Source organism: Paraburkholderia sp. BR10141, from assembly GCF_056155635.1.
In genome coordinates this window covers 437,757-461,677 of the sequence record NZ_JBMIQH010000002.1, presented here as the reverse complement: position 1 = coordinate 461,677, position 23,921 = coordinate 437,757, and the positions used below count along the sequence as shown (strand labels likewise).

Sequence of the window (23,921 nt, the reverse complement as noted above, 5' to 3'; positions counted from 1 at the left end):
TGCCGTTGAGCAGCGCGAGACCTTCCTTGGCCTGCAGCGCGAGCGGCTTGAGGCCGACGAGACGCAGGCCCTCGACCGCGCTCATGCGCTCGCCCTTCGCGAACACGTCGCCGACACCCAGCAACACGCAGGACATATGCGCGAGCGGCGCGAGGTCGCCGGAGGCGCCCACGGAACCCTTCACCGGAATCACGGGCAGCACGTCGGCATTGAACAGCGTGATGAGCGTGTCCATCACTTCGCGGCGGATGCCCGAATGGCCGCGGCCCAGGCTCGACAGCTTCAGCGCCATCAAGAGGCGCACGACCGGACGCGACATCGGCTCGCCCACGCCCACGGCGTGCGAGAGCACCAGGTTGCGCTGCAGGAGTTCGAGCTGCTCACGCGGAATGTGCGTACTCGCCAGACGCCCGAAGCCCGTGTTGATGCCGTAGGCGGGCTCGCCCTTCGCCGTGATCTCGGCAACGGCACGTGCGCCTGCGTCGATGGCCGCGAAGCTGGCCGGATCGAGTTCGAGCTTCACGCCGCCGTTTTCATCGGCACGCGCGATCTGGCGCAGTTGGGACAGGGTCAGATTGCCGGGAGTGAGTTTGAGGTTCATTGCGGTGTCAAAGTTGTCTGGACAAGGTGGAATCAGATTACCGAAACGAGCTTGTCTATACAAGTTCAATCCGCTCCACGTATACCCGAATTCCGGCTTTCTGACGCCTGAATTACGCCGTCTTTCGATTGCAGCACAGTGAAATCCCCAGGTGATAACACCGATTGCCGGTCTCTTCGCCACATCGATAATTGTATAGACAACTTGCCGGGCCGGACCTCCAGTCCATGACCGGGCACACGCCAACCATTCCTATCGGAGACTTCATGAAGAAACTTGCCTTCTGTGTCGCCCTCGCCCTTGCCGCCGGTGGCGCGTATGCGAAAGACTGGTCCACGATCCGCTTCGGCACCGACGCGAGCTACGCGCCGTTCGAGTCGAAGGCGACCGATGGCAAGCTGGTCGGTTTCGACATCGACCTCGGCAACGAAATCTGCCGGCGCCTGAACGCCAGGTGCGTGTGGGTCGAGGAGGATTTCGACGGCATGATCCCAGGCCTCAAGGCCAGGAAGTTCGACGGCGCGCTCTCTGCGCTCACGATCACCCCCCAGCGCGAGCAGCAGATCGCCTTCTCGGCCAAGCTCTTCAACACGCCGACGCGCCTCGTCGCGAAGCAGGGCTCGCCGCTGCAGCCGACCATCGCTTCGCTGCAAGGCAAGACGGTGGGCGTCGAGCAGGGCTCGATTCAGGAGACCTACGCGAAGCAAAACTGGGCGCCCAAGGGCGTCAACGTGATTCCCTACCAGAACCAGGACCAGGTCTATCTGGATCTGCAGTCGGGGCGCCTCGACGCCGCGCTGCAAGACGAAGTGCAGGCCAACCTCGGCTTCCTGAAGACGCCGCGCGGCGCAGGCTTTGGATTCGCGGGCGCGGAAATCCCCACGGGCGCCGCCGCGATCGGCCTGCGCAAGGAAGATGCCGACCTCAAGGCGAAGATCGACAAGACGATCGCCGACATGATCAAGGACGGCACGTACAAGAAGATCGAGTCGAAGTATTTCGACTTCGACGTGTACGGCGGTTAAGCGCCGCCGTCTTCATCTGCAACAACCAGGGGGAGCGCTGCTCCCCTGAACAAGGACATCCTTCCATGGTCTTTCAAGGCTTCGGCCCGCTGCTCCTTGCGGGCACGTGGGAAACCATCAAGCTCGCGGTGCTCTCGCTCGGCGCCGCGTTTCTGCTCGGGCTTGCGGGCGCTGCCGCGAAGCTCTCGCCCAACCGCATGCTCTCGCGCATCGGCACGGCGTACACCACGCTGATTCGCGCGGTGCCCGATCTCGTGCTCATGCTGCTGCTGTTCTACAGCATCCAGATCTGGCTCAACGACGTAACCGACATGATGGGCATGGACCAGATCGACATCGACCCGTTCGTGGCCGGCGTCATCACGCTCGGCTTCATTTACGGCGCGTATTTCACGGAGACCTTCCGCGGCGCGTTTCTCGCCGTGCCGCGCGGGCAGATCGAAGCCGGTTTCGCCTACGGCATGAGTTCCACGCGCGTGTTCACGCGCATCCTGTTCCCGCAGATGATGCGTTTCGCGCTGCCGGGCATCGGCAACAACTGGCAGGTGCTCGTGAAGGCCACGGCGCTCGTCTCGATCATCGGTCTCGCCGATGTGGTGAAGGCCGCGCAGGACGCGGGCAAGGCCACCCAGGCGTTCTTCTTCTTCACGCTTGTGACCGGCGCGATTTATCTCGCCATCACGACGGTTTCCAACCTGGCACTGCACCGCCTCGAAAAGCGCTATTCGACCGGTGTGCGGAGGGCAGCGCTGTGATCGAACTGCTTCGTCAATACTGGCCCAACTATCTGTTCAGCGACGGCTTCAACACGAGCGGCCTCGCCATCACGCTCTGGCTGCTGGTCGTGTCGATCGTGGTGGGCTTCCTGCTTGCCGTCCCGCTCGCCATTGCACGCGCGTCGCGCAACCGGTGGCTTTCGCGGCCGGTCTGGGTCTATACGTACGTGTTCCGCGGCACGCCGCTCTATGTGCAGTTGCTGCTCTTCTACACCGGTCTCTACAGCCTGCACTTCGTGCAAGCCAATCCGGTACTTGGCGACTTCTTTCGCAGTGCCATGAATTGCACGCTGCTGGCCTTTGCATTGAACGAGTGCGCCTACGCCACCGAGATTTTCGCGGGCGCGATTCGCGAGACCGCGTATGGCGAGATCGAAGCGGCCCAGGCGTATGGCATGTCGAAGACCAAAATCTACACGCGCATCATCCTGCCTTCGGCATTTCGACGCGCGCTGCCTTCGTACAGCAACGAGGTGATCCTCATGCTGCACGCGACGACGCTGGCGTTCACCGCGACCGTGCCCGACATCCTGAAAGTGGCGCGCGATGCGAATTCCGCCACCTATATGACGTTCCAGGCGTACGGCATCGCGGCGGCGCTCTATGCGTCCATCGTCTTCGCCCTGATCTGGGGTTTCCGCCGCCTCGAAACACGTGTGCTGGCCTATTTGAAGCCGCAAGGCCATTAAGAATTTCAGTCCCGATGGAGTGAACCGAGTATGTACAAGCTGATAGTCGACGACCTGCACAAGAAGTTCGGCGAGAACGAGGTTTTGAAGGGCGTATCGCTCAAGGCAAAGGCTGGCGACGTGATCAGCCTGATCGGATCGAGCGGTTCGGGAAAGAGCACGTTCCTGCGTTGCATTAACTTTCTCGAATCGCCCTGCTCGGGACGCATCACGCTCAACGGCGAGGAGATCCGCACGAGCGCCGACCGTGGCGGCGCGCTGCGCGTGAGCGATCCGAAGCAGCTTCAAAAAATGCGTACTCGCCTTTCGATGGTCTTTCAGCACTTCAATCTCTGGGCGCATATGACCGTGCTCGAGAACATCATCGAGGCGCCGGTCAGCGTGCTTGGCCTCTCCCGCAGCGATGCCGAGGCCCGCGCGCGCAAGTACCTCGACAAGGTGGGGCTGGCCGCGGGTGTCGAGCACAAGTACCCCTCGCACCTTTCCGGCGGCCAGCAGCAACGCGTGGCGATCGCCCGCGCGCTGGCGATGGAGCCCGAAGTGATGCTGTTCGACGAGCCCACCTCCGCGCTCGACCCCGAACTCGTGGGCGAAGTGCTCAAGGTCATGCAGAAGCTCGCGGAGGAAGGCCGCACCATGATCGTCGTCACGCACGAAATGGGCTTCGCGCGCAACGTGTCGAATCACGTCGTGTTTCTGCACAAGGGTAAGATCGAAGAGCAAGGCGACCCCAAGGAAGTGCTCAATGCGCCGCGCAGCGAGCGGCTCCAGCAGTTCCTCGCGGGACGGTTGAAGTAAGGTCGTGGCGGGCAGTCGTTTCACGGCCCGCCAACGCACCTCGGGGGCATGCGCAACGATGCGCGGGCATCGACGTGCAGCCCCGGTTACACGCCTTGTGTGCGCCAGGCCACATTGGCGCAAGCGCCCGGCGCTATAGTGAAACGTCAACGGGAGCGACGTCCAACGCCCGCCTCCACGCCTCGCGTCGGGCTATCCGCCGGACGAGCGCGCCGCTCCATCGTGTCGAAGCAAGGCAGTAATCCGGCTTTTCAGGAGACCTCCCATGAAGAAGCTGCTTGCCCTCCTGCTCATCGTTCCCGCTGCGGCTTTTGCGGACTCGGCGGCATTCCCGGACGGTTCCGCGAGCCCCAGCGCGGCCGACATCCAGCAACGCCTCTCGGGCAAGGCGTTCGACATCAAGATTGCCGACGGGAGCACGTGGCATGTGCAGTACGGCAACAACGGCGACTACGACTTCAAGTCGAGCAAGGGCTTTGCCGATCACGGCGACTGGAAAGCCGAGGACGGCAAGATCTGCAGCAAAGGCAGCAAGATGCCGTATTCGTGCAACGAAGTGCGCATGAAAGGCGCCGACCTGTATCTCAAGCGCGACAACGGCGAGATCATCCAGTTCGTCGACTCGCAGTGAGCGACGCCTGGCAGGCCCAACCAATCGAAAGCCAATCGTCGGCCATCGATCGCCGTTGGGCCTAAACTACCGGCATGCCGCCCACTCCAGACGAGTGCATGCCAGCTAGCGCAGCTCTGCACGCCGATGCGCCCACGCTCACCCATGCGCATCCTGAACCGGCCGACGCCGAGCCCCTGCTCGACCCGGCACTGCTGCGCCGTCTATTGCGCGCGAAGGACCGCATGGACGCCGCCTCTCACGAGGCCTGGCCCGTCAAGCGCCTGGCCGAGGTCAGCGGCGTATCCGAAGCGCATTTCGCGCGTTCCTTCAAGCGCGCCTTCGGCCTCCCGCCGCATCGCTACCTGCTCACGCGGCGCATCGAGCAAGCCACCGCCCTGCTGCGCGACACCAATCTCGACATCACGGATATCGCCTTCGCCACCGGCTGGGAGAGTTTGGGCACCTTTGGCCGCACGTTCCGCGACGTGACCGGCTCGAGCCCCAGCGCCATGCGTGTTCAGGCGCGGGCCAACCTGCCCGGGATCGACCGCGTGCCCGCCTGTGTGCTGAAAGCCGCACAGCGCCCCGACCTCACGACAGCAGTTTTGGAGAAGCGGCGGCGTGCGGGCAACGCTAAAGTGCGGCCCTGAATTGCGGTCACTAACCAGGGAGGTGTTATGAATCAGGGTATCAATGTGGTGGGCCTATACGTCGACGACCAGGACGCGGCACTCAAGTTCTACGTCGACAAACTCGGATTCCGTGTGCATACCGACGTGCGCAATGGCGCGTACCGCTGGCTCACGGTCCAGCACCCGGAGCAGTCATCCTTCCAGCTCGGGCTTTTCCTGCCCGGGCCGCCCGTTCACGACGAGGCCACCGCGCAAACGCTGCGCGCCATGGTCGCCAAGGGCGCCATGCCGCCCCTCGTACTCGCCGTGGCCGACTGCCGCGCAAGTTACGAGCGCCTGAAGGGCCTGGGCGTGGAATTCACCCAGGAGCCGGTCGACCGCTACGGCAGCGTCGACGCGGGTTTCCGCGATCCCGCCGGCAACGGCTGGAAGATGATCCAGGCGCCGAAGCAGTCATAGCGGCCAGGCATGCGCGGCTTCGAAGGCGATGACTCGCACGCGCGCGCGATCGCCCACCCGGTCCAGATACGTTTCGCCAATGCTCATGAATCCATTGAAGCGCTTTTCGATTCATTGCCATTCTTTTATGCTTGGGTGCCACTGAGCGTTAACGCCTGGCGCACCACCAGGCGTCACTGCACTTCGCGGTGGCAATTTGATGACAATTCAATGACTGATCGCGTACCGGAAAATCATGCACGGATCAGGAGGCGGTCAGGGCGTGGCGTCCCAGCCGTGTGACGCGAGGATCTTGTCGAGCAGGAAGCGCAGCGCAACGCGCTCGGCCTCGTTCAGCCCGTGGTAAAGGTCGCTGTCGCGCTTGTCCAGGGTCGGGCCGATCTTCTTGAAGATCTTGCGGCCTTCGGCGGTGAGCGAAATGATGACGCTGCGCCCATCCTTGTCGTTGCCCGTGCGCGCGAGGATCTCCTTCGAGAGCATGGCCTCCACCGTGCGGCTCGCCTGACTCTTGTCGAGGTTGGCGCGCCGCGAGATATCCATCACGGTTTGCGGACCGAACGTGCCGATCGCGGCGATGATGCTTGCCTCCGGATACGGCACACCCAGCTTGTCGCGCGACATCTCACTGCTCATGCGGTCGGCGATCTTGGTCAATGCCTTCAGCCGATAGGTCAGCGAGGCGTCTGCGCCTGGCTCATTCGTGCTTGCCATATGCCCACTCGAGAATTGGATCCGCAAACCCGCGAAAGAAACCCGGGTATGTTGCCCTGATCCTGCCCGCGAGGTCAACTGTGGGGCGCACACTTGTCAGGAGCGAAGAGTGGGCGCCTTCCGCTTCAATACGGTGCATGCAGTGTGCGAAGACGCAATACGCAGCGTCGATGGCCATATCCATTTTCATCACTCGCATTCATCGTAGCCGCTTATACTGCACGCGTTCAACGCGCGAAGATGGCCATGAGCAAACGAATGACTGTCCGGCAGTCGCCGGTGCATGGAAAAGGCGTCTATGCGTTGCGTCCCCTGCGGGCCGGCGAGCGCATCTTTGAATACAAAGGCAAGATCATGAGCTGGCGTAGCGCGGCCCGGCGTTATCGTCTGCGTGAAGACGGCGCGCATACGTTTCTCTTCGGCCTTTCCGATGGCCGCGTAATCGACGGCGGCCAGGGCGGCAACTGGGCGCGCTGGCTCAATCACGCGTGCCAGGCGAACTGCGAAACCATCGAAATCAACGGCCACGTGTTCATCGACGCGTGCCGCGACATCCTGCCAGGCGAAGAGCTGTTCATCGACTACGCGCTCGAATTGCCCGACGACGCCTGCGAAGACAACGTGCGCGAATACACCTGCCGCTGCGGCGCGCCGGTGTGCCGCGGGACGATGCTCGCCGGCGCCAGTGTTGGCGTTGGTGTCAGCGCCGGTGTTGTCGCCGACACCGGCGTGAGCAGCATCGTCAGCGTAGTCAGCCTGTTTTAGGCGATGCGGAACTGACTTTGCCGAGGGGCGATTGAGCCGGCTGTCCCTCAATTCGAAGCCGTTTTGCGTGCGGCGGCGTCGGTGGACGGTCCGGTTCCGCGCAGGTTCGTCACGTTTTGCAGCAGGTCGAACCAGAACGGCGCGCCGAACAACGTTGCACTCGCCGTGAGCAGCCAGCCGACGATCATCCAGGCCACGCCGTCTGCATAGGCACCATCCCTTTGCCACCCGATCGGCAACTGGTTCATCAGGGAAACCGCGCCGGAAGACGCGTTTGCGTGCAACGCACCCGCGAGCGAGGGATGCAACCATAGAATCCTGAACAGAAACACCGTATCGATGTTCAGTGCGATCACGATGACGAGCGCCACGGCAAATGAAATGAACTGCGACCAGCGCTTGTAGGTGCCGGAGAGCCTGTCCATGCCGTTGTCGAACCACTTGCCGAGCGCGTCCGAAAACTGGCCGACATCCTGGTTGGCGTGGCGGTACATCGCCTGCAATACCTCCCTCAACTGCTGGTTCTGTATGGTGGCAATCGACTGACCGATGTCCTGGCCCGCGCCGGGCGCGCGCCGAAGGATATCGATCATCGCGAGGGCAAAGTCCTTCGACGGAATATAAGAGGGCTTATACTTCAGGTCGCTCGCATTCGTCGCGTCCCCAGAGTCGCGCGGGCTCACGAGCGCGTGGTTGTAGAGGTCGCGCGCCATGCCGTTGAACTGCGGGTCGTTCAGGATCTGCTTGATGCCAGATAGCAGACATTTCGCGCGCAACTGCAAGAGCGACGCAAAAAGCTCGGTCACGGTGCTGACGGCAAGGCTCACCGCGAAATAGCAGAACACTAAACCAATGCCGACTTCGAGTACGGTGCTGTTGAACATGTGCGGCTCCGCGTGCTTGCGCTTCAAAGAGATGAGAGGCTGCGCAGCCGGCTGCTCTTCAAAGCCTGTTCGTGACATTCGCGTGGCGGGAGCCCTCTCTTCAACAATCAGCTGTTTTGGCACGACGCTCAAGACCGTAAATGCGGGTTGTGTGGGCAATCTCACACAGAGAAAGCAACGGAGGAACTGCTCGCCTTAACTGCCGATACAAGAATTCAAACCTTCGCAGTTCGAATCATCCGTGGATCGAAACGATGATTCGAAACCTGTCGCACTCGGCACTTCGCCCCACGTCCAGCCGACATAGAGGGCCGGAGCCGCGCGGTCTTCATGCGCGTGCGGCAGCACCGGCACTTGGCGGCCTGCTACGGCACGCTATGCCTGCAGCACCGCGGGGTCGATATATCCCGGCACCGCAGCCGAAAGCGATTGCTTCAGTTCACGGCTGCCCGCATCCGCGAGCACTTCGCTCTCTCCCGTTTCGAGCGCATCGTAGGCCTGGCGAACGACATCGACGGGACTCGCTTTCGGCACGTCGAAATCCTTCGTGAGATCGGTATCCACGAAGCCGACATGCACGCCGACCACGCCGATCTTGCGTTCCCTGAAGTGCAGACGGATGTTGTTGGTATAGCTCCAGGCCGCCGCCTTCGAAGCGGAATACGGCGCGAGGAACGGCACGGCTCGCCACGAAACATCGGAGAGCACGTTAATTACGCCACCGTTGCCATCGCTGGGCAGCACGGCTTCGAACGCGCGCGTCGTGCGAATGACGCCATAAAAGTTCGTTTCGAAGATGCGCCGCGCCTGGTCTTCCGCCTCTGCCGCAAGCGGGGACGCGAGAATTTCCGCAATGCCCGCGTTGTTCACGAGCACGGTCACGTCCGAGGCGATCTTGGCGGCCGCCGTAACGGAGTCCGGATCCGTCACGTCTATCTTGAGCGGAATGATGCCGGGTTCGCTAAAGCCTTCCGGGTTGCGCACCCCTGCATAGACCTTCGCGGCCCCGCGGGCTAACGCCTCGCGTGCAAAAGCCAGACCGAGGCCACGGCTTGCGCCGGTTACAAACACAACGGAATTCCTGATCTTCATTTCGAATCTCCAAAAGAATGAGTCATGGACAGTGATAGTTTGAAATCAGGCCGGGAAGCGCTCGCGGTGGGCGCGAATGAACGTCTCTACCGTCTGCGGCGCTTTTCCGGTCACTTGCTCGATGATGCTGTCGGTACCCTTGAACACGCCGTTCTGGTAATCGACGGCGACTTCGATGAAATGCTGGATCGCAAACTCGGGAAGGTCGTACTTCTGCAAATGTGCGCGATATTCGTCGAGCGTGCCCGGGCGATAAACGATCTTCCGGTCGATGACCTTGCCGATCTCGTCGGCAATGCCATGGTGGTCGAGTTCGACCGGCCCGCAAAGCTCGTAGCGCTTGCCAATATGGCCCGACGGCTGCGCGAGCACCGTGGCGATGAAGCGCGCCTGATCAACGGCGGCGATCGGCGCGTGGCGTCCCGCTCCGTAAGGCAGCGTGATCTGTCCTTCGTTGACGATGGTGTCGCGCACCCACGGGAAAATCAGCCATTCGGAAAAGAAGGTCGGGCGAACATGAATGGTCGGCACCCCTGACCAGTCGAGCACGCGCTCGGCGATCCAGTGATCGCGCGCGGCGTGGCTCTTCGCGTTCTCGCGCGCGGAGATCTGCGACATTTCCACGACGACTTCGAGTCCGGCGCGGCGCGCGGCGTCCGCGAAATACGCGGTGCCCTGAATGAACCCGGGACTGACGGGATAGCACAGGTAAGCGCCCGTCACGCCCGAGGTGGCGCGAATCAGGTCGTCGTGATCGAGCAGATCGCCCACCACGACTTCGGCGCCGGCGGCGCGCAGCGAGGCACTGCGCGCGTCTTCCGCACGGACCATTGCGCGAACCGCGTGTCCGGCTTCGAGCAGGTTGTTGACCACGTGCACGCCGGTTTTGCCCGTGGCGCCGGTAATCAGAAATTTACGCTGTTGCATGATGAGTTCTCCGCCGAAAGTGCATATGCACATAGGTAAGCAAATAAAATCGCCAGTCTCTGGCGACAGCTTTCATTCAGATCGATTCGATGTGTTGCCTGACGTCTTCCAGCAGCGACGCAGAAGCGTCCGGATCGGGGATGATGCGCGCCATGGTCAGCGCGCCGATCATGGCCGCGAGTGCGAAAACGGCCTGCGAGCGGTCTGCCTCTTCCTCCGGTGTCGCCATGCGCGCCGCCAGCATGTCCACCAGCGCGTCGAACCCGCGCGACGCCGCCGCGCGCGTCGCGTCGTCCGCGCGCGCCAGCTCGCTGCCCATGCCGGCAAGCGGGCAACCGTTCGCTCGCGCGTCGCGATGACCGGTGGACATGTACGCGTCCACGACAGCGCGGAACGCGTCCTCGCCCGTGGCCCCATCCGCAGCGGCGACGAGGTTCTCGACGATGCCGGCCAGCCCCACTTCGCACGCCTCGGCAACCAGTTGGTCCTTCGACTCGAAATGGCGGTAAAAGCCGCCATGCGAAAGTCCGGCGGCGGCCATTACGTCGGCGAGTCCCGTTGCATGGATGCCATTCGCCCTGAATGCCCCGGCGGCGACTTCCACGATGCGCTCCCGCGTCTGCGCCGTTTCTACCTTCGACTTCCTCATGATGACCCGCGCTCCGTGCTTAGTTGTTATTTAGATGGTACTTATCATCTAAATGGAAGTCAAGGCGCGTTTTGGCGACGCGAACATCGCAGGGCAGCCACACGGACCGTTTTCTGCACGTATTTAACGGCGGCGCTACACTCGTGCGGTTGTCGAAAGGCCGCGCCCACTGGCCATCGCTTTGGCTGGCTCATTAGGCAGCAGAGGCGAAACAGCCAGCGCGCGGACGCTTCGATTGCACGATCAAGTACGACAAATCCCCACTCTCGGAGAGCCCCCTCCATGACGACGTTGACAATCAACGGAGAAACTCATACGGTCGACGCGCCGCCCGACATGCCGCTGCTCTGGGTCCTGCGCGACATCGTCGGCCTCACCGGCACGAAGTTCGGCTGCGGTATTGCGCAGTGCGGCGCATGCACGGTGCATCTCGACGGTGAGGCCGCGCGCTCGTGCGTGCTGCCCGTCGCGGTCGTTGCGGGCCGCAAGATCACCACCATCGAGGCGATCGGCGCCACCCCCGCCGGACAGAAGGTGCAGAAGGCCTGGCGCGAGATCGACGTCGTGCAGTGCGGCTACTGTCAATCGGGGCAGGTGATGTCGGCGACCGCGCTCATCGCCGCGAATCCGAACCCGAGCGACGCGGATATCGACGCCGCCATGGCGGGCAACATCTGCCGCTGTGGCACCTATGCGCGCATTCGCGCGGCCATCAAGCAAGCCGCGAAGGAGGCCTGAGATGTCACAAGGTCTCCTCGATGCGCAAAACGGCGCGCCAGAACGCAAGCTTCATGTCACCGCAAGCGGCCCACTCTCGCGACGCACGTTTCTCAAGCTCGGCGCGGCGGCGGGCGGCGGCCTGCTGCTCGGCATCAGCTTTTCTGCCGGCGCGCAGGGCGACAGCCAGACGCGCCGATCGGTCGTAGGCGGCGACGGCAACGAAGCCCCGCAAGACGGCGTGTTCGAGCCGAACGCCTTCGTGCAGATCGACCGCTCGGGCAAGGTCACGCTCATCGTCCCGAAGGTGGAGATGGGGCAAGGCGTGTACACCTCGATTCCGATGCTGATCGCGGAAGAACTCGAAGTGCCGCTCGATAGCGTCACGATCGATCACGCGCCGCCCAACGCGAAGCTCTTCACCGATCCGCTGCTGGGCGGCCAGCTCACGGGCGGCTCGACGTCGATTCGCTTTGCCTGGCAGCCCATGCGCGAAGCGGGCGCCGCCGCGCGCACCGTTCTGATCCAGGCGGCGGCGCAGCAGTGGCAAGTCGATCCGGCAACCTGCCACGCCAAAGCGGGCGAGGTGCTGCACGACGCGAGCGGGCGGCGCATCGCCTATGGCCAGCTCGTCGATGCGGCCGCTCATCTGCCCGTACCGCAGAAGGTCGCGCTCAAGGAGCCGAAAGACTTCACGCTGGTCGGCAAGCCCACAAAGCGCCTCGACTCGCCGGAGAAGGTGGACGGCTCGGCGCTTTTCGGCCTCGACGTGCGCCTGCCCGACATGGTCTACGCCGCCATCGTGAACTGTCCTGTGTTCGGCGGCACGCTCGCGAAGGTCGACGACACGCACGCGAAGCAGGTTCCCGGCGTCAAGCAGGTCGTGAAGATCGACAACGCCGTGGCCGTGATCGGCGCGCACACCTGGGCCGCGAAACGAGGCGCTGCTGCGCTCGTCGTCGAGTGGAACGAAGGCGCGGGCGCGACGGTTTCGATGCAGCAGATCGTCGCCGATCTCGCGAGCGCCTCGCAACGCGAAGGCGCCGTCGCGCGCAAGGACGGCGACGTGCAGCAGGGGTTCGGCACCGCAAAAACGCGCATCGACGCCGTCTATCAGCAGCCCTTCCTTGCACACGCAACGATGGAGCCGGTCAACTGCACGGTCCACGTGCAACCCGATAGCTGCGAAATCTGGGTGGGCAGCCAGGTGCCCACGCGCGCCGTGGATGCGGCCGTGGCCGTCACGGGTCTGAAGCCCGAGCAGGTCACGCTGCACAATCACCTGCTTGGCGGCGGCTTCGGGCGGCGACTCGAAACCGATTTCATTACCCAGGCCGTCAAGATCGCCAAACAGGTCGGCGTGCCTGTCAAGGTCTTCTATACGCGCGAAGAAGATATCCAGCACGACATGTACCGGCCGTATTACTACGACCGTCTCTCGGCCGGACTCGACGCGAACGGCAAGCCCGTGGCCTGGCAGCATCGCATCGCGGGCTCCTCGATCATGGCGCGCTTTGCGCCCCCCGCGTTCCAGCACGGCGTCGACCCCGACGCCGTCGAAGTCGCCGCCGACCTGCCCTACGACCTGCCGAACCAGCTGATCGAATACGTGCGCCAGGAACCGCACGCGGTGCCCACCGCGTTCTGGCGCGGCGTGGGGCCCACGCGTGGCACGTTCGTGGTGGAGAGCTTCGTCGACGAACTGGCCGTGGCCGCGAAAACCGATCCGGTCACCTACCGCCGCAACCTGCTCGGCAAGTCGCCCCGCGCGCTCAACGTGCTCGACGTGGCCACGCGCGCCGCGAACTGGGGACCACCCATGCCGAAGGGCCAGGGACGCGGCGTTTCGGTGATGCACGCGTTCGGCAGCTTCCTCAGCATGGTCGCCGACGTCACGGTGGACGACGGTGAGGTGCGCGTGAACCGCGTAGTCTGCGCCGTGGATTGCGGCATGGCCGTGAACCCGGAGACCATCGAGGCGCAGATCCAGGGCGGCATCGTGTTCGGTATCACGGCGGCGCTGTGGGGCGAGATCACGATCGAGCGCGGACGCGTCACGCAAACCAATTTCACCGACTACCGGATCATGCGCATCGACCAGACACCGGTGATCGAAGTGCATCTCGTGAAGAGCGCCGAAGCGCCCGGCGGGATCGGCGAACCCGGGACCTCGGCAGTCATACCGGCCGTGGCGAATGCGATCTACGCGGCGACCGGAAAGCGTCTGCGCCACTTGCCAGTGGGCCGCCAGCTCGTGAACGCGGGCGCGTCCGCGCACTCGGCTTGAGGGAGCGAACCATGACGAAAACGATCGACGCATCCCAACGAGCCCGCGGCTTGCGCCGCATTGCCGGTGCCACGCTCGCGCTAGCAGCATTCGCGTGCGTGACTGCGCGCCCCGCCCTCGCGGCGGGCGCTGCGGACGCCGCCACGATCCAGCGCGGCGCCTACCTCGCCGCCGTGGGCGACTGCGCAGCGTGCCACACGGCGCCGCACGGCAAGCCGTTTGCAGGCGGCCTGCCGATGAACACGCCGCTTGGGCGCATCTACTCGACCAACATCACGCCCGACCCGGACACCGGAATCGGCGGCTACACGCAAGCGGACTTCGCGCGCGCCATGCGCGAGGGCGTTGCCAAGGACGGCCACAACCTCTATCCGGCGATGCCTTATCCCTCGTATGCGAAGGTGCGCGACGAGGACGTCGCCGCGCTCTACGCATACTTCATGCATGGCGTGCAACCGGTCAAGCAGAGCAACCGCGATGCCGACATCAAGTGGCCGATGAACATGCGCTGGCCGCTCAAGATCTGGAACGCCGTCTTCCTCGAGAAGGGCGCGTACCAGGACAAAGCGGGCAAGGACGTGGCATGGAACCGCGGCGCGTACCTCGTGCAGGGTCTCGGCCATTGCGGCTCGTGCCACACGCCGCGCGGCATCGGCTTCAACGAGAAAGCGCTCGACGAAAGCGGCGACGCCTGGCTCACGGGCGCCCTGCTCGACGGCTGGTTCGCCTCGAACCTGACCGGCGCGCACAACACGGGCCTCGGGCGCTGGAGCGCAGCGGACCTCGCGCAGTTCCTGAAGACGGGCGCGAACCAGCACGCCTCGGCGTTCGGCTCGATGACCGACGTGATCAACAAGAGCACCCAGAGCATGAACGACGCGGACGTCAACGCGATCGCCGTCTACCTGAAGTCGCTGCCGGCGAAGGGCGACGACGGCGGAGCGGCCTACGCCTATGACGCGCAGGCGACGAAAGTGTCGCTCTCGCGTCCGGCGAACGATGCGGGCGCGCGCGTCTACACGGCGTATTGCATGCATTGCCACGGCGCCGACGGGCGCGGCTTCGCGCCGATGTTCGCGCCGCTCGCGGGCAATCCGAACGTGCTGGAGAAGGACGCGTCGTCGCTCATCAACGTCACGCTCAACGGCACCGGGGATCTCGTGATCCAGGGCATGCCCGCGCCGTACCCCATGCCCGCTTATGCAGATGTCCTAAGCGACAAGCAGATCGCCGATGTGCTCACGTTCGTTCGTGCGGGCTGGAACAACAAGGCAGGCGCGGTGGGCGCGGCAGAGGTCGCGAAGATGCGCACGAGGACGCAGGCGGCCCGGTAGGAGGGAGTGTTGAAGCGATCGCGCCGGCCATGATTGCGGCCGGCGCGATTGTCGTGAAACGACTGTAGCGTTAGTGAGCGAGCGGTTGCGTCACGTCCTGGCCGAACCACTGCATGGAGATTTTCTTGAGCGTGCCGTCCTGCTTGAGCGAGGTGAGCGCATCGTTGATCGCCTTCTCGAACTTCGGATTGCCCTTGCGGAACGGAATGGCCATTTGCTGATCGGCGCCCGGCAAGACGGCGCCCGGACGCAGCGGCAGGTTCGACGTCTTGATGATGTACGGCAGCATCAGGCGATCGTCCATCGTCGCGTCGATGCGCTTCGCGGCCAGGTCGCGCAGCTTCTCGGGCGCGCCGGGATACGTCTGCACGTTGATGCCCTGCACGGCGCGCGCCATCTGGTCATAGTTGGTGCCGAGCGTCACGCCGAGCTTCTTGTCGCCCTTGAATTCGTCGAGCGTCTTGAATTCGCGTTTGTCGTCGGAGCGCTGGATCAGCTGCGCGGCCGAGTACGTGTACGGCTGGCTGAAGTCGAGCGCCTGCTGACGTTGCGGCGTAATGGTCACCTGATTGACGATCACGTCGAACTTGCCGGCCTGCAGCGCGGCGATAATGCCGCTCCACTCGGTGGGAATGAACTCGGGCTTGACCCCGAGCTTGGCCGCCACGGCCTTCGCGACGTCCACGTCGAAGCCGACCAGGTCGCCCTTGCTGTCACGGGAATCGAACGGGGGATAGGTGCCTTCCAGACCGATCTTGAGCACCCCGGCCTGTTTGACCGAATCCAGCAGATCTTCCGCATGGGCGGAAACGGCGGTAAATCCGAGTGCCGATACGGCTAGCGCGCTTGTGAACAGGAGCTTCTTCAACTTCATTCAACCTCTCCTCTTTATGTGGATGTCTGGACTGCTTCGCGATGGCACATCAGCGCCCCCCGAGGCCGCGTCGCTAGAGAATACTACGATCGGCAGCGCGTTCGTAGCCCGCACAACTGAGTACTTTCCCGCGCTGGGCGGGGTGCGGAACGGGGCACATCGCCTTTGAGATCCGCGGCTTTCTGAAAGGTAGGGATTCGCTTAATAGCGCGCTCACGCGCGGCGCAATCAGCCTGCAGCAGCGTTCATCGCCTTCACGGCCTCGAACGCGCCGCTCACCATCGCGCTCACCACCGGCTCGACCTTCTGCGCTAGCGACGGCACGTAGTCGAACGGCGCAGCCTCGCTCATGTACGTCGACTGGCACATTTCGAGTTGCACCGCATGCACGCCGTCCTGCGGCGCGCCGTAGTGACGCGTGTTGTAGCCGCCCTTGAAGCGGCCATTCGCGATCCACGTGAAGTCGCTTGCAGCCGCCGCGCGCTCGACCGCCGCCTGCACCGGCGCTGCCGCCGTGCGCCCGTCCTGCGTGCCGATGTTCAGATCGGACAGCTTGCCGTCGAATAGCCGCGGCAGCACGCTCGCAATCGAGTGCGCCTCCCACAGCAGCACGTTGGCGTGCTGCGCGCGCAGGCGCTGCAGCTCGGCGCGCAGCGCGTCGTGATACGGCTGCCAGTAGGTGGCGACGCGGCGCAGCCGCTCGTGCGCATCAGGCGCGCGGCCCTCGCGATAGAGCGCCTCGCCGCGGAACGTTTCGGTCGGGCACAGCGAAGTCGTCGTCTGCCCCGGATACAGGCTTTCGTCGTTGGGCGGCCGGTTCAGGTCGATCACATAGCGCGACACCCGCGCACCGAGTATCGTCGCGCCCAGCGTCTTCGCAAACGCATAGAGCCGGTCGAGATGCCAGTCGGTATCGGCGACCGTGAGCGCGATGTCCGTATACGCGTCGCGCAGCGTCTCGGGAACCTGGGTGCCGAGGTGGGGAATCGAGATCAGCAGCGGCGCCGTGCCGCGTTCGAGCGTAAAGAGGTCGGTCATGGGAGCTCCGTTCGGTTGGCCGCGCACTTACGCGCCGGCAAGGAGATGGTTCAACGCCCTACGATAATCGGCGTACAGGCGCGCTTCGTCTCGGTGGCGGCGCTGCGCGACGACCTGCTCGCCGCCCACATAGACGTCGCGCACCGGCGTCTCGCCGTGCTCGCAGAACACCACTGACGATAGCCAGCTTTGCGGCGTCTGCTGCGCGAGGTTCGGATGCTGCGCGTCGAGCACGAGCCAGTCCGCGCGAGCGCCCTCCTGCAGCGCGCCCACCGCGCGCCCCGTCGCGCGCGCGCCGCCCGCGAGCGCCGCGTCGACAAGACGGTCGGCCACCTGCGCGGTCTCTGGCGACGCGAGCACGTTGCGTTCGCGCCGCGTGAGCCGCTGACCGTATTCGAGCAAGCGCAATTCGGCGCGCCAGTCTACGCCGATATGGCTGTCCGAGCCGATGCCGAACGCGCCGCCCGCATCGAGATACTCGCGCGCAGGGAAAATGCCATCGCCGAGATTCGCTTCGGTCGTGAGGCACAGGCCCGCAATCGCGCCGCTCTGTGCGAGCGCGGCGGTCTCCCGCGCATCGATATGCGTCGCATGGACAAGGCACCAGCGCGCGTTCACATCGAAGCGATCGAGCAGCCATTGCACGGGTCGCGCGCCCTCGGTTGCAAGGCAAGCCTCGACTTCCGCCTTCTGCTCGGCGATGTGAATATGCACGGGCGCGTGAGGAAGCGCGTGGTCCAGGCCTTCCAGCAGCGCACGCAACGAGTCCGGCGAAACCGCGCGCAGCGAATGCGGCGCGACGCCGTAGCACAACGCGCCGTGCTCGGGCCGCCATGCACGCAGCGCCTCGACGATGCCGAGCAAATGGTCGGGCGTGTTGATGAAGCGCCGCTGATCGTCGCGCGGCGCTTGCGCGCCGAAGCCGCTGTACTGATAGAGCACGGGCAGCATGGTCATGCCGATGCCGGTCACGCTCGCTGCCTCCACCACATGCTGCGCCAGTTCGGCGGGGCTCGCATAATGCTGGCCGTCCTGCGCGTGATGCACATAGTGAAACTCGCAGACGGACGTGTAGCCCGCCTTGAGCATTTCCACGTAGAGCCAGCTCGCGACCGCGGCAAGATCGTCGGGCATGATGCGCGCCGCAAAGCGGTACATCAGGTCGCGCCAGCTCCAGAAGCTGTCGGTGGGATTCGCGCGATATTCGGTGAGGCCGGCCATCGCGCGCTGGAACGCATGCGAATGGAGATTAGGCATGCCAGGTATGATCGGGCCCGACGCACGCGCGCCGCCTTCAGGCGCTTGCGCGAGGTCGGGCGTCACGCCGCGCAGCGTGCCCGTGGCGTCCCATTCGAGCAGCACATTGCGGCGCCAACCGCCGGGCAAATACGCATGTTCCGCAAAAAGCGCGTTCGTCATGGAAAGCGGAGGGATCAGGGTGCTCATGAAATCAGGCTTGCGCGATATCGAGTATGACAACCAGCAGCGCGCCTTCGCCGCACGTTTCGAGCTCCACGGCTTGCTCCGCATCGACGCGCAACGTGTCGCCGGGCGCGAGCGCGATGAAGCCCTCGCCCGCCACGCTCACCTCGGCCTGACGTTGCACGGCATGCAGCAACACGGTCTGCGCATGCACCCTGCGCCGCGTTGCCTCGCGCCACACTTCGAGCGCGCCGCGCGCGGCCTCCCGGCGCACCATCAGGTTGAACACGCGCACGGGGCCGGCGGCGATCCGTGCATCGATTGCGGCTTCACCGGCAAAGCGGGCGATATCCAGCGCGCGTTCCAGCGTATGCGTGGCATGAGGCTCTTGTTCTCCTGCGCGCGCCTCGTTCAAGTGCAAGGCCGCACCGTCGATCAACACGAGCGTGCGGTCTATGCCCTCGAAGCACGAAAACGGCCCGGCTTGCGCGATATCCGCGAGACTCGCACGCCAAGCGAACCCATCGGGCGATGCGCCCGCTGCACAACCCGTCGCGATTTCGCGCGTCACGCCGCCGCCGTTTTTCCAGGGCGCGGGCACAAGCTCGACGCCGCGCAGCAGCGTCACCTTTGCACCTGCGCAGCCTTCGGGTGCGGACGACCGGTTCATGTGCGCGACAACACCGCTTGCAGAAAACTGCGCGTGCGCGGCTGTGCCGGCGCGGTGAAGATCGTCGAAGGCGGCCCCGCCTCGACGATCTCGCCGCCGTCCATCACCACCACGACGTCGGCCACTTCCTTCGCGAAGCCCATTTCGTGCGTGACCACCACCATCGTCATGCCCTCGGAAGCCAGCAGCTTCATGACCTGCAGCACCTCGCCAACCAGCTCAGGGTCGAGCGCGGAAGTCGGCTCGTCGAACAACATCACGCGCGGCTGCATGGCGAGCGCCCGCGCAATGGCGACACGCTGCTTCTGGCCGCCCGAAAGGCTCGCCGGCATCACATGCGCCTTATGCGCGAGCCCGACTTTCTCGAGCAGCGCAAGCGCGGCGGATTCGGCCTGCGCCTTCGATGCCCCGCGCAACATGCGCGGTCCAACCGTGATGTTGTGCAGCACCGAGAGGTGCGGAAACAGATTGAACGACTGGAACACCATGCCGACTTCGGTACGCAGCGCATTGAGCGCGCGGTCCTTGAGCATCGCGCCGTTTTCCACGAGTCGATGACCGCAGATATCGACGGTGCCGCCCTCGGGCTGCTCGAGGCCATTACAGCAGCGCAGAAACGTGCTCTTGCCCGAACCGCTCGGGCCGATCACCACGACGACCTGTTGCGGCTGAATATCGAAGTCGATGCCGTTGAGCACGAGGTGCGAACCAAACGACTTCTTGAGTCCGCGAATGCTGACGATCGGATCCAGTTGCGCGCTCATTGCACCATCCCTCCCGCGCGCAGGCGGCGCTCGACGCGATGCAGCGCATAGTTGGTCGTCTGTGTCAGCACGAGATAAACGAGCGCGATCACGAGATACACCTCCAGCGAGCGATACGAAACGCTGATGATCTTCTGGCCTTCATGCATCAGGTCGTCGATCGTCAGCAGCGAGACCAGCGCGGAATTCTTGATGAGCGCGATGAATTCGTTGCCGAGCGGCGGAATCATGCGCACCACGGCCTGCGGCAGGATGATCGCGCGCATGGCCTGCGCCGACGACATGCCGATCGACCGTGCGGCTTCCATCTGCCCGCGATCGACGGACTGGATCGCGCCGCGCACGATCTCCGAGACATACGCGGCCGAATAGAGCCCGAGCCCGAGCATGCCGCAGACGAACGCCGGAAGCAGGATGTTGAATTGCGGCAGTCCGAAGAACAGCAGGAACAGCTGCACGAGCAGCGGCGTACCGCGAAAGAACACGAGGTAGCCCGTGCAGAAGCCGTACACGAGCCGCCGTTGCGGCGCGAGCCGGCCGATGCCGATCAGGAGGCCGAGCATGCAGCTGAGCACGAGCGCCGCGGCGGTCACTTCCACCGTGACCAGCGCGCCGTGTGCGATGTCGGCCCAACCGGCGATAGCCGGAGAGAAGTCGAGTTGCATGGATCAGATCCGCCGGTTCACTTCGAACCCGTGCCGAACCACTTGTTCACGATCTGGGCGTAGGTGCCGTCCGCCTTGATCTTCGCCAGCGCAGCGTTCAGCGCATCGCGCAGCTGCGGTTCGTCCTTGCGCACGGCAATGCCATAGGCTTCCTTCGTCAGCTCGGTGTCGAGCACGCGAAATCCTGCGCGCGTGCGGGCGAACTGATACGCGGCGGGCTTGCCCGTCACGGCGGCGTCCGCGCGGCCAATGCCGACCAGATCGAACATTTCCTGGTTCTTCTCGACCTCGACGCGCGTGACCTTCGGGTAGTTGTCGCGCAGGAAGTTCACCGACTTCGTGCCGACCTGAACCGAGACCTTCTTGCCCTCGAGATCGGCGAGCGTCTTGATGGGCGAGTCGGCCTTCACGAGCGCGACGAGGCCGCCCGCGAAATACGGCTGCGTGAAGTCCACCACCTGGCTGCGTTCAGGCGTGATGTAGATACCGGAAATCGCGGCGTCGAAGCGGTGCGCGATCAGACCCGGAATCAGCCCCTTGAAGTCGATGTCGGTCCACTGGACCTGCTTGCCCATTGCCTTGGCGAGCGCGTTCATCAGGTCGACGTCGAACCCGGTGCGCTGACCGTTTTCCGTGAACTCCATCGGCGGGAACGTCGCATCGGTCGCGACCTGGAGGACGTTCTGCGCTTGCGCGCTCGCGGTGCCGGGAGCGGCGGCCGCGAACATGGCGAGGGCGACGCACGTGGCGGACAGCAGTTTATGCAGTTTCATGTTGGACTCCTGTGTGGTTTCTCGGGACGCTGCGGTTTTGGGCTTCGTTCTTTGGCTTCGTTCGTTGCGGTCAATCGGTTTGCAGACGGGCGGAAATGCTGTGCGCGGTGCGCAAGGTCCAGTCGGCGAGCTGCAGCTCACGGCCCGCCACGCGCGACGACGGCGCCATCAAGGTGATCGACGCGTTGGCGCCCGCGCCCCGTGCAACGCGCCGGAACACCGGCGCACTCACGCCCCATACGCCAGGGTCGACTTCGCTTTCGCTCACCGCGTAGCCGCGCGCGCGAATCTGCTCCAGTTCCGCTTCCATGGCGGCGCGGCCCGGCGCGTCGCCGGCGAAGAGACGGTCGAGCGTCTCGCCGCGCGCCTTTTCGTGCATGAACGCGAGCAATGACCTCGCCGACGCCCCGGCCTTGAGCGCAACTGCGCGTCCCTTCTCGAACGAGCAGCGCAGCGAATGCGTGCTTTCGACCATTTCGAGGCAGACCACCTGGTCGTTCACGGCGACGACGAGGCCGACACTCTCCTGCGAGGTCCGCGCGAGTTGCAGCATGCCTTCGCGGCTCGATTCGACGAGCAGGGAATTGACGTCGAAGCCGAGCGCAAGCTGCAGACTGATGGGGCCCGGCGCGTAGTAGCCGGCGTCTTCGGTCACGAAGCCCCAGCGCTTGAGCACCGCGACCTGGCGGTAGAGTGTGCTTTGCGCGAGCCCTGTGGCCGCGAGCATGTCCTTCGCGGACATCGCCTTGCCGCGGCTCGCGAGTGCCGAAAGCACCAGTAGCAGGCGCTCTGCGCCGGTAACACCGGGTTCCTGTTTCACCTGAATGACGAAGTCTGAATTGATGCACTCAGCATGCCACGTCACTCCCGGAAATCAAAAATACGATTCCCAACGAATGGGAATGACATGCGAGGGTTTTCCCTGGCGATGTCCGATGTCCCGCGTGGGTCCGCGCGGTGTCTTTTACCGGCTTCTGGTAATGTCACGCACATGCAAACGATCCTCTCCATCGAGAATCTCTCGAAAGTCTATGCATCGGGACTCCGGGCGCTCACGAACATCAATCTCGACATTGCACGGGGCGAAATCTTCGCGCTGCTGGGGCCGAATGGCGCCGGCAAGACGACGCTGATCAGCATCGTCTGCGGCATCGTCAATGCGAGCGAAGGCAGTGTGCGCGTGGCCGGTCACGATATCCTCACCGACTACCGCGCCGCACGCTCGCTGATCGGCCTCGTGCCGCAGGAGTTGACGACCGACGCGTTCGAAACGGTCTGGGCCACCGTATCGTTCAGCCGCGGCCTGTTCGGCAAGCCGCCCAATCCCGCGTATGTCGAGCGCGTGCTGCGCGACCTCTCGCTGTGGGAGAAGCGGAACAACAAGATCATGACGCTCTCGGGCGGCATGAAGCGGCGCGTGCTGATCGCGAAGGCGCTCGCGCACGAGCCGCAAGTGCTGTTTCTGGACGAGCCGACGGCGGGTGTGGACGTCGAGCTGCGCCGCGACATGTGGGAACTCGTGCGCGGGCTCAAGGCGAACGGCGTGACGATCATCCTGACGACGCACTACATCGACGAGGCGGAGGAGATGGCCGACCGCATCGGCGTGATCAACGCTGGGAAGATCATGCTCGTCGAGCGCAAGGACGTGCTCATGCGCAAGCTCGGCCGCAAACAGCTGACGCTGCAGCTCGACGCCCCGCTGAGCGCGATTCCGGACGGCCTCGCTGCCTGGGGACTGGAGCTGGCCGACGGCGGCGCCGAACTCACCTACACCTACGACAGTGAAAACGAACGCAACGACATCATCACAACGCTGCTCAAGAACCTGAACGAGGCCGGCATCGGATTCACGGACCTGAAAACGAGCCAGAGTTCACTGGAGGACATCTTCGTGAGTCTCGTCCATAAAGACCCGGCGGCCGCTTCACGGCCCACGCCAGATTCGGTCGCAGAAGACGGCAAAGGACAGGTAACTACCCGATGAACCATTACGCAATTCGCGCCATTTACCGGTTCGAAATGGCGCGCACGCGGCGCACGCTGATGCAGAGCATTGTCGCGCCGGTCATTTCGACTTCGCTCTACTTCATCGTATTCGGCTCTGCCATCGGTTCGCGCATCAAGGAAGTGAACGGTGTCAGCTACGGCGCGTTCATCGTGCCGGGCCTGATCATGCTGTCGCTGCTCTCGCAGAGCATCTCGAACGCGTCGTTCGGCATCTACTTCCCGCGCTTCACGGGCACGATCTACGAGCTGCTCTCGGCGCCCGTGTCCTACCTCGAAATCGTGGTCAGCTATGTCGGCGCGGCGGCGACCAAGTCGGTCGTGCTCGGGCTCATCATCCTCGCGACCGCGGCGCTCTTCGTGCCGATCCAGATCCAGCATCCCGTGTGGATGGCGCTGTTCCTGCTGCTCACCGCGGTCACGTTCAGCCTGCTCGGTTTCATCATCGGCATCTGGGCGGACAACTTCGAGAAACTGCAGATCGTCCCACTGTTGGTCATCACGCCGCTCACGTTCCTCGGCGGCGCCTTCTACTCGGTCGACATGCTGCCGACGGCGTGGAAGGTGATCACGCTCTTCAACCCGATCGTCTATCTCATCAGCGGTTTTCGCTGGAGCTTCTACGGGCTCGCGGACGTCGACGTCGGCGTGAGTCTCGGCATGACAGCCGCGTTTCTCGCGCTGTTCCTCGCGATCACCGCGTGGATCTTCAAGACGGGCTACCGGCTGAAAACCTGACGTTAGCGAAT

At 64.1% G+C, this 23,921-nt stretch carries 27 protein-coding genes; 13 read left to right on the top strand and 14 right to left on the bottom strand.

Annotated elements, in window-relative coordinates:
• A partial coding sequence (locus ACOJB8_RS04765; protein WP_475011210.1) for an aromatic amino acid lyase occupies positions 1 to 601 on the bottom strand: 601 nt, incomplete at its 3' end.
• A 266-nt stretch (positions 602 to 867) separates the two neighbouring features.
• On the opposite strand from ACOJB8_RS04765, the gene ACOJB8_RS04760 reads away from it, so the two are divergent.
• The 7 genes from ACOJB8_RS04760 (at position 868) to ACOJB8_RS04730 (ending at position 5,593) form a co-directional block, all read left to right on the top strand.
• Positions 868 to 1,626, top strand: a complete 759-nt coding sequence (locus ACOJB8_RS04760; protein WP_342948657.1) for an ABC transporter substrate-binding protein — start codon at positions 868 to 870, stop codon at positions 1,624 to 1,626.
• A gap of 65 nt (positions 1,627 to 1,691) precedes the next feature.
• Positions 1,692 to 2,381 carry an ABC transporter permease gene (locus ACOJB8_RS04755; RefSeq protein ID WP_254315089.1) on the top strand — a complete coding sequence of 230 codons (690 nt, stop codon included), beginning with the start codon at positions 1,692 to 1,694 and terminating at the stop codon, positions 2,379 to 2,381.
• Positions 2,378 to 3,091, top strand: a complete 714-nt coding sequence (locus ACOJB8_RS04750; RefSeq protein ID WP_368618253.1) for an ABC transporter permease — start codon at positions 2,378 to 2,380, stop codon at positions 3,089 to 3,091. Before ACOJB8_RS04755 ends, ACOJB8_RS04750 begins: the two co-directional genes overlap by 4 nt.
• A 30-nt stretch (positions 3,092 to 3,121) precedes the next feature.
• Positions 3,122 to 3,889: an ABC transporter ATP-binding protein gene (locus tag ACOJB8_RS04745; RefSeq protein WP_342948656.1), complete on the top strand. Its 768-nt coding sequence runs from the start codon at positions 3,122 to 3,124 to the stop codon at positions 3,887 to 3,889.
• 265 nt (positions 3,890 to 4,154) lie between these two features.
• Entirely contained in the window at positions 4,155 to 4,520 is a 366-nt protein-coding gene (locus ACOJB8_RS04740; protein ID WP_368618254.1) for a hypothetical protein, read from the top strand.
• 98 nt (positions 4,521 to 4,618) lie between these two features.
• Positions 4,619 to 5,152: a helix-turn-helix transcriptional regulator gene (locus ACOJB8_RS04735; protein ID WP_475011207.1), complete on the top strand. Its 534-nt coding sequence runs from the start codon at positions 4,619 to 4,621 to the stop codon at positions 5,150 to 5,152.
• Positions 5,153 to 5,179: 27 nt separating this feature from the next.
• The gene (locus tag ACOJB8_RS04730) at positions 5,180 to 5,593 is read left to right on the top strand and encodes a VOC family protein (protein WP_342948654.1); all 414 of its coding nucleotides are present in this window, start codon (positions 5,180 to 5,182) and stop codon (positions 5,591 to 5,593) included.
• Between the two features lie 255 nt (positions 5,594 to 5,848).
• Here ACOJB8_RS04730 and ACOJB8_RS04725 read toward each other — a convergent pair whose 3' ends face one another.
• A complete protein-coding gene (locus ACOJB8_RS04725; protein ID WP_069263201.1) occupies positions 5,849 to 6,304 on the bottom strand; it encodes a MarR family winged helix-turn-helix transcriptional regulator in 456 nt (151 codons plus the stop codon).
• A gap of 246 nt (positions 6,305 to 6,550) precedes the next feature.
• On the opposite strand from ACOJB8_RS04725, the gene ACOJB8_RS04720 reads away from it, so the two are divergent.
• On the top strand, positions 6,551 to 7,069 hold the full coding sequence (locus tag ACOJB8_RS04720; protein WP_083245191.1) for an SET domain-containing protein: 519 nt from the start codon (positions 6,551 to 6,553) through the stop codon (positions 7,067 to 7,069).
• Between the two features lie 47 nt (positions 7,070 to 7,116).
• On the opposite strand, the gene ACOJB8_RS04715 is transcribed toward ACOJB8_RS04720, so the two are convergent.
• The 4 genes from ACOJB8_RS04715 to ACOJB8_RS04700 all read right to left on the bottom strand — a co-directional run bounded on the left by ACOJB8_RS04715 (position 7,117) and on the right by ACOJB8_RS04700 (position 10,621).
• Positions 7,117 to 7,953, bottom strand: coding sequence for a hypothetical protein (locus tag ACOJB8_RS04715; RefSeq protein WP_475011205.1), 837 nt, complete (start codon positions 7,951 to 7,953; stop codon positions 7,117 to 7,119).
• A 375-nt stretch (positions 7,954 to 8,328) separates the two neighbouring features.
• Positions 8,329 to 9,045, bottom strand: a complete 717-nt coding sequence (locus ACOJB8_RS04710; RefSeq protein ID WP_368618257.1) for an SDR family oxidoreductase — start codon at positions 9,043 to 9,045, stop codon at positions 8,329 to 8,331.
• Positions 9,046 to 9,090: 45 nt separating this feature from the next.
• A complete protein-coding gene (locus tag ACOJB8_RS04705) occupies positions 9,091 to 9,972 on the bottom strand; it encodes an NAD(P)H-binding protein (protein ID WP_069263558.1) in 882 nt (293 codons plus the stop codon).
• A gap of 76 nt (positions 9,973 to 10,048) precedes the next feature.
• Positions 10,049 to 10,621: a TetR/AcrR family transcriptional regulator gene (locus ACOJB8_RS04700; RefSeq protein ID WP_069263191.1), complete on the bottom strand. Its 573-nt coding sequence runs from the start codon at positions 10,619 to 10,621 to the stop codon at positions 10,049 to 10,051.
• Between the two features lie 282 nt (positions 10,622 to 10,903).
• Between ACOJB8_RS04700 and ACOJB8_RS04695 the strand changes: the two genes are divergently transcribed.
• The 3 genes from ACOJB8_RS04695 to ACOJB8_RS04685 are packed head-to-tail and all read left to right on the top strand — an operon-like array spanning position 10,904 to position 14,959.
• On the top strand, positions 10,904 to 11,359 hold the full coding sequence (locus ACOJB8_RS04695; RefSeq protein ID WP_475011203.1) for a (2Fe-2S)-binding protein: 456 nt from the start codon (positions 10,904 to 10,906) through the stop codon (positions 11,357 to 11,359).
• A gap of 1 nt (position 11,360) precedes the next feature.
• A complete protein-coding gene (locus ACOJB8_RS04690) occupies positions 11,361 to 13,625 on the top strand; it encodes a xanthine dehydrogenase family protein molybdopterin-binding subunit (RefSeq protein ID WP_342948650.1) in 2,265 nt (754 codons plus the stop codon).
• An 11-nt stretch (positions 13,626 to 13,636) separates the two neighbouring features.
• Positions 13,637 to 14,959 (top strand): c-type cytochrome, encoded by a 1,323-nt coding sequence (locus ACOJB8_RS04685; RefSeq protein ID WP_475011200.1) that lies wholly within the window; start codon positions 13,637 to 13,639, stop codon positions 14,957 to 14,959.
• A 70-nt stretch (positions 14,960 to 15,029) separates the two neighbouring features.
• On the opposite strand, the gene ACOJB8_RS04680 is transcribed toward ACOJB8_RS04685, so the two are convergent.
• The 8 genes from ACOJB8_RS04680 to ACOJB8_RS04645 all read right to left on the bottom strand — a co-directional run bounded on the left by ACOJB8_RS04680 (position 15,030) and on the right by ACOJB8_RS04645 (position 21,985).
• A complete protein-coding gene (locus tag ACOJB8_RS04680) occupies positions 15,030 to 15,833 on the bottom strand; it encodes a transporter substrate-binding domain-containing protein (protein WP_069263183.1) in 804 nt (267 codons plus the stop codon).
• Positions 15,834 to 16,061: 228 nt separating this feature from the next.
• Entirely contained in the window at positions 16,062 to 16,871 is an 810-nt protein-coding gene (hutG, locus tag ACOJB8_RS04675) for an N-formylglutamate deformylase (protein WP_475011196.1), read from the bottom strand.
• A gap of 27 nt (positions 16,872 to 16,898) precedes the next feature.
• Positions 16,899 to 18,317, bottom strand: a complete 1,419-nt coding sequence (locus ACOJB8_RS04670) for a formimidoylglutamate deiminase (protein ID WP_475011193.1) — start codon at positions 18,315 to 18,317, stop codon at positions 16,899 to 16,901.
• 4 nt (positions 18,318 to 18,321) lie between these two features.
• Entirely contained in the window at positions 18,322 to 18,963 is a 642-nt protein-coding gene (locus ACOJB8_RS04665; protein WP_475011192.1) for a HutD/Ves family protein, read from the bottom strand.
• Positions 18,960 to 19,727, bottom strand: coding sequence for an amino acid ABC transporter ATP-binding protein (locus tag ACOJB8_RS04660; protein WP_368618262.1), 768 nt, complete (start codon positions 19,725 to 19,727; stop codon positions 18,960 to 18,962). Before ACOJB8_RS04660 ends, ACOJB8_RS04665 begins: the two co-directional genes overlap by 4 nt.
• Entirely contained in the window at positions 19,724 to 20,392 is a 669-nt protein-coding gene (locus ACOJB8_RS04655; RefSeq protein ID WP_069263172.1) for an amino acid ABC transporter permease, read from the bottom strand. Before ACOJB8_RS04655 ends, ACOJB8_RS04660 begins: the two co-directional genes overlap by 4 nt.
• Positions 20,393 to 20,409: 17 nt before the next feature.
• Entirely contained in the window at positions 20,410 to 21,165 is a 756-nt protein-coding gene (locus ACOJB8_RS04650; protein ID WP_069263170.1) for a transporter substrate-binding domain-containing protein, read from the bottom strand.
• A 70-nt stretch (positions 21,166 to 21,235) separates the two neighbouring features.
• Entirely contained in the window at positions 21,236 to 21,985 is a 750-nt protein-coding gene (locus ACOJB8_RS04645) for an IclR family transcriptional regulator (protein WP_475011189.1), read from the bottom strand.
• 171 nt (positions 21,986 to 22,156) lie between these two features.
• On the opposite strand from ACOJB8_RS04645, the gene ACOJB8_RS04640 reads away from it, so the two are divergent.
• Together ACOJB8_RS04640 and ACOJB8_RS04635 are read left to right on the top strand one after the other, a co-directional pair.
• Positions 22,157 to 23,152, top strand: a complete 996-nt coding sequence (locus ACOJB8_RS04640) for an ABC transporter ATP-binding protein (RefSeq protein WP_475011188.1) — start codon at positions 22,157 to 22,159, stop codon at positions 23,150 to 23,152.
• Entirely contained in the window at positions 23,149 to 23,910 is a 762-nt protein-coding gene (locus ACOJB8_RS04635) for an ABC transporter permease (protein ID WP_042270119.1), read from the top strand. The genes ACOJB8_RS04640 and ACOJB8_RS04635 overlap by 4 nt, the downstream gene beginning before the upstream one ends.
• The last annotated feature ends 11 nt before the right edge of the window (positions 23,911 to 23,921 follow it).

Bases quoted from the DNA above. Each gene is read 5' to 3' on its own strand.
- ACOJB8_RS04760 (WP_342948657.1), top strand. From the start codon at position 868: ATGAAGAAACTTGCCTTCTGTGTCGCCCTCGCCCTTGCCGCCGGTGGC.
- ACOJB8_RS04755 (WP_254315089.1), top strand. From the start codon at position 1,692: ATGGTCTTTCAAGGCTTCGGCCCGCTGCTCCTTGCGGGCACGTGGGAA.
- ACOJB8_RS04745 (WP_342948656.1), top strand. From the start codon at position 3,122: ATGTACAAGCTGATAGTCGACGACCTGCACAAGAAGTTCGGCGAGAAC.
- ACOJB8_RS04740 (WP_368618254.1), top strand. From the start codon at position 4,155: ATGAAGAAGCTGCTTGCCCTCCTGCTCATCGTTCCCGCTGCGGCTTTT.
- ACOJB8_RS04735 (WP_475011207.1), top strand. From the start codon at position 4,619: ATGCCAGCTAGCGCAGCTCTGCACGCCGATGCGCCCACGCTCACCCAT.
- ACOJB8_RS04730 (WP_342948654.1), top strand. From the start codon at position 5,180: ATGAATCAGGGTATCAATGTGGTGGGCCTATACGTCGACGACCAGGAC.
- ACOJB8_RS04725 (WP_069263201.1), bottom strand. From the start codon at position 6,304: ATGGCAAGCACGAATGAGCCAGGCGCAGACGCCTCGCTGACCTATCGG.
- ACOJB8_RS04720 (WP_083245191.1), top strand. From the start codon at position 6,551: ATGAGCAAACGAATGACTGTCCGGCAGTCGCCGGTGCATGGAAAAGGC.
- ACOJB8_RS04715 (WP_475011205.1), bottom strand. From the start codon at position 7,953: ATGTTCAACAGCACCGTACTCGAAGTCGGCATTGGTTTAGTGTTCTGC.
- ACOJB8_RS04710 (WP_368618257.1), bottom strand. From the start codon at position 9,045: ATGAAGATCAGGAATTCCGTTGTGTTTGTAACCGGCGCAAGCCGTGGC.
- ACOJB8_RS04705 (WP_069263558.1), bottom strand. From the start codon at position 9,972: ATGCAACAGCGTAAATTTCTGATTACCGGCGCCACGGGCAAAACCGGC.
- ACOJB8_RS04700 (WP_069263191.1), bottom strand. From the start codon at position 10,621: ATGAGGAAGTCGAAGGTAGAAACGGCGCAGACGCGGGAGCGCATCGTG.
- ACOJB8_RS04695 (WP_475011203.1), top strand. From the start codon at position 10,904: ATGACGACGTTGACAATCAACGGAGAAACTCATACGGTCGACGCGCCG.
- ACOJB8_RS04690 (WP_342948650.1), top strand. From the start codon at position 11,361: ATGTCACAAGGTCTCCTCGATGCGCAAAACGGCGCGCCAGAACGCAAG.
- ACOJB8_RS04685 (WP_475011200.1), top strand. From the start codon at position 13,637: ATGACGAAAACGATCGACGCATCCCAACGAGCCCGCGGCTTGCGCCGC.
- ACOJB8_RS04680 (WP_069263183.1), bottom strand. From the start codon at position 15,833: ATGAAGTTGAAGAAGCTCCTGTTCACAAGCGCGCTAGCCGTATCGGCA.
- hutG (WP_475011196.1), bottom strand. From the start codon at position 16,871: ATGACCGACCTCTTTACGCTCGAACGCGGCACGGCGCCGCTGCTGATC.
- ACOJB8_RS04670 (WP_475011193.1), bottom strand. From the start codon at position 18,317: ATGAGCACCCTGATCCCTCCGCTTTCCATGACGAACGCGCTTTTTGCG.
- ACOJB8_RS04665 (WP_475011192.1), bottom strand. From the start codon at position 18,963: ATGAACCGGTCGTCCGCACCCGAAGGCTGCGCAGGTGCAAAGGTGACG.
- ACOJB8_RS04660 (WP_368618262.1), bottom strand. From the start codon at position 19,727: ATGAGCGCGCAACTGGATCCGATCGTCAGCATTCGCGGACTCAAGAAG.
- ACOJB8_RS04655 (WP_069263172.1), bottom strand. From the start codon at position 20,392: ATGCAACTCGACTTCTCTCCGGCTATCGCCGGTTGGGCCGACATCGCA.
- ACOJB8_RS04650 (WP_069263170.1), bottom strand. From the start codon at position 21,165: ATGAAACTGCATAAACTGCTGTCCGCCACGTGCGTCGCCCTCGCCATG.
- ACOJB8_RS04640 (WP_475011188.1), top strand. From the start codon at position 22,157: ATGCAAACGATCCTCTCCATCGAGAATCTCTCGAAAGTCTATGCATCG.
- ACOJB8_RS04635 (WP_042270119.1), top strand. From the start codon at position 23,149: ATGAACCATTACGCAATTCGCGCCATTTACCGGTTCGAAATGGCGCGC.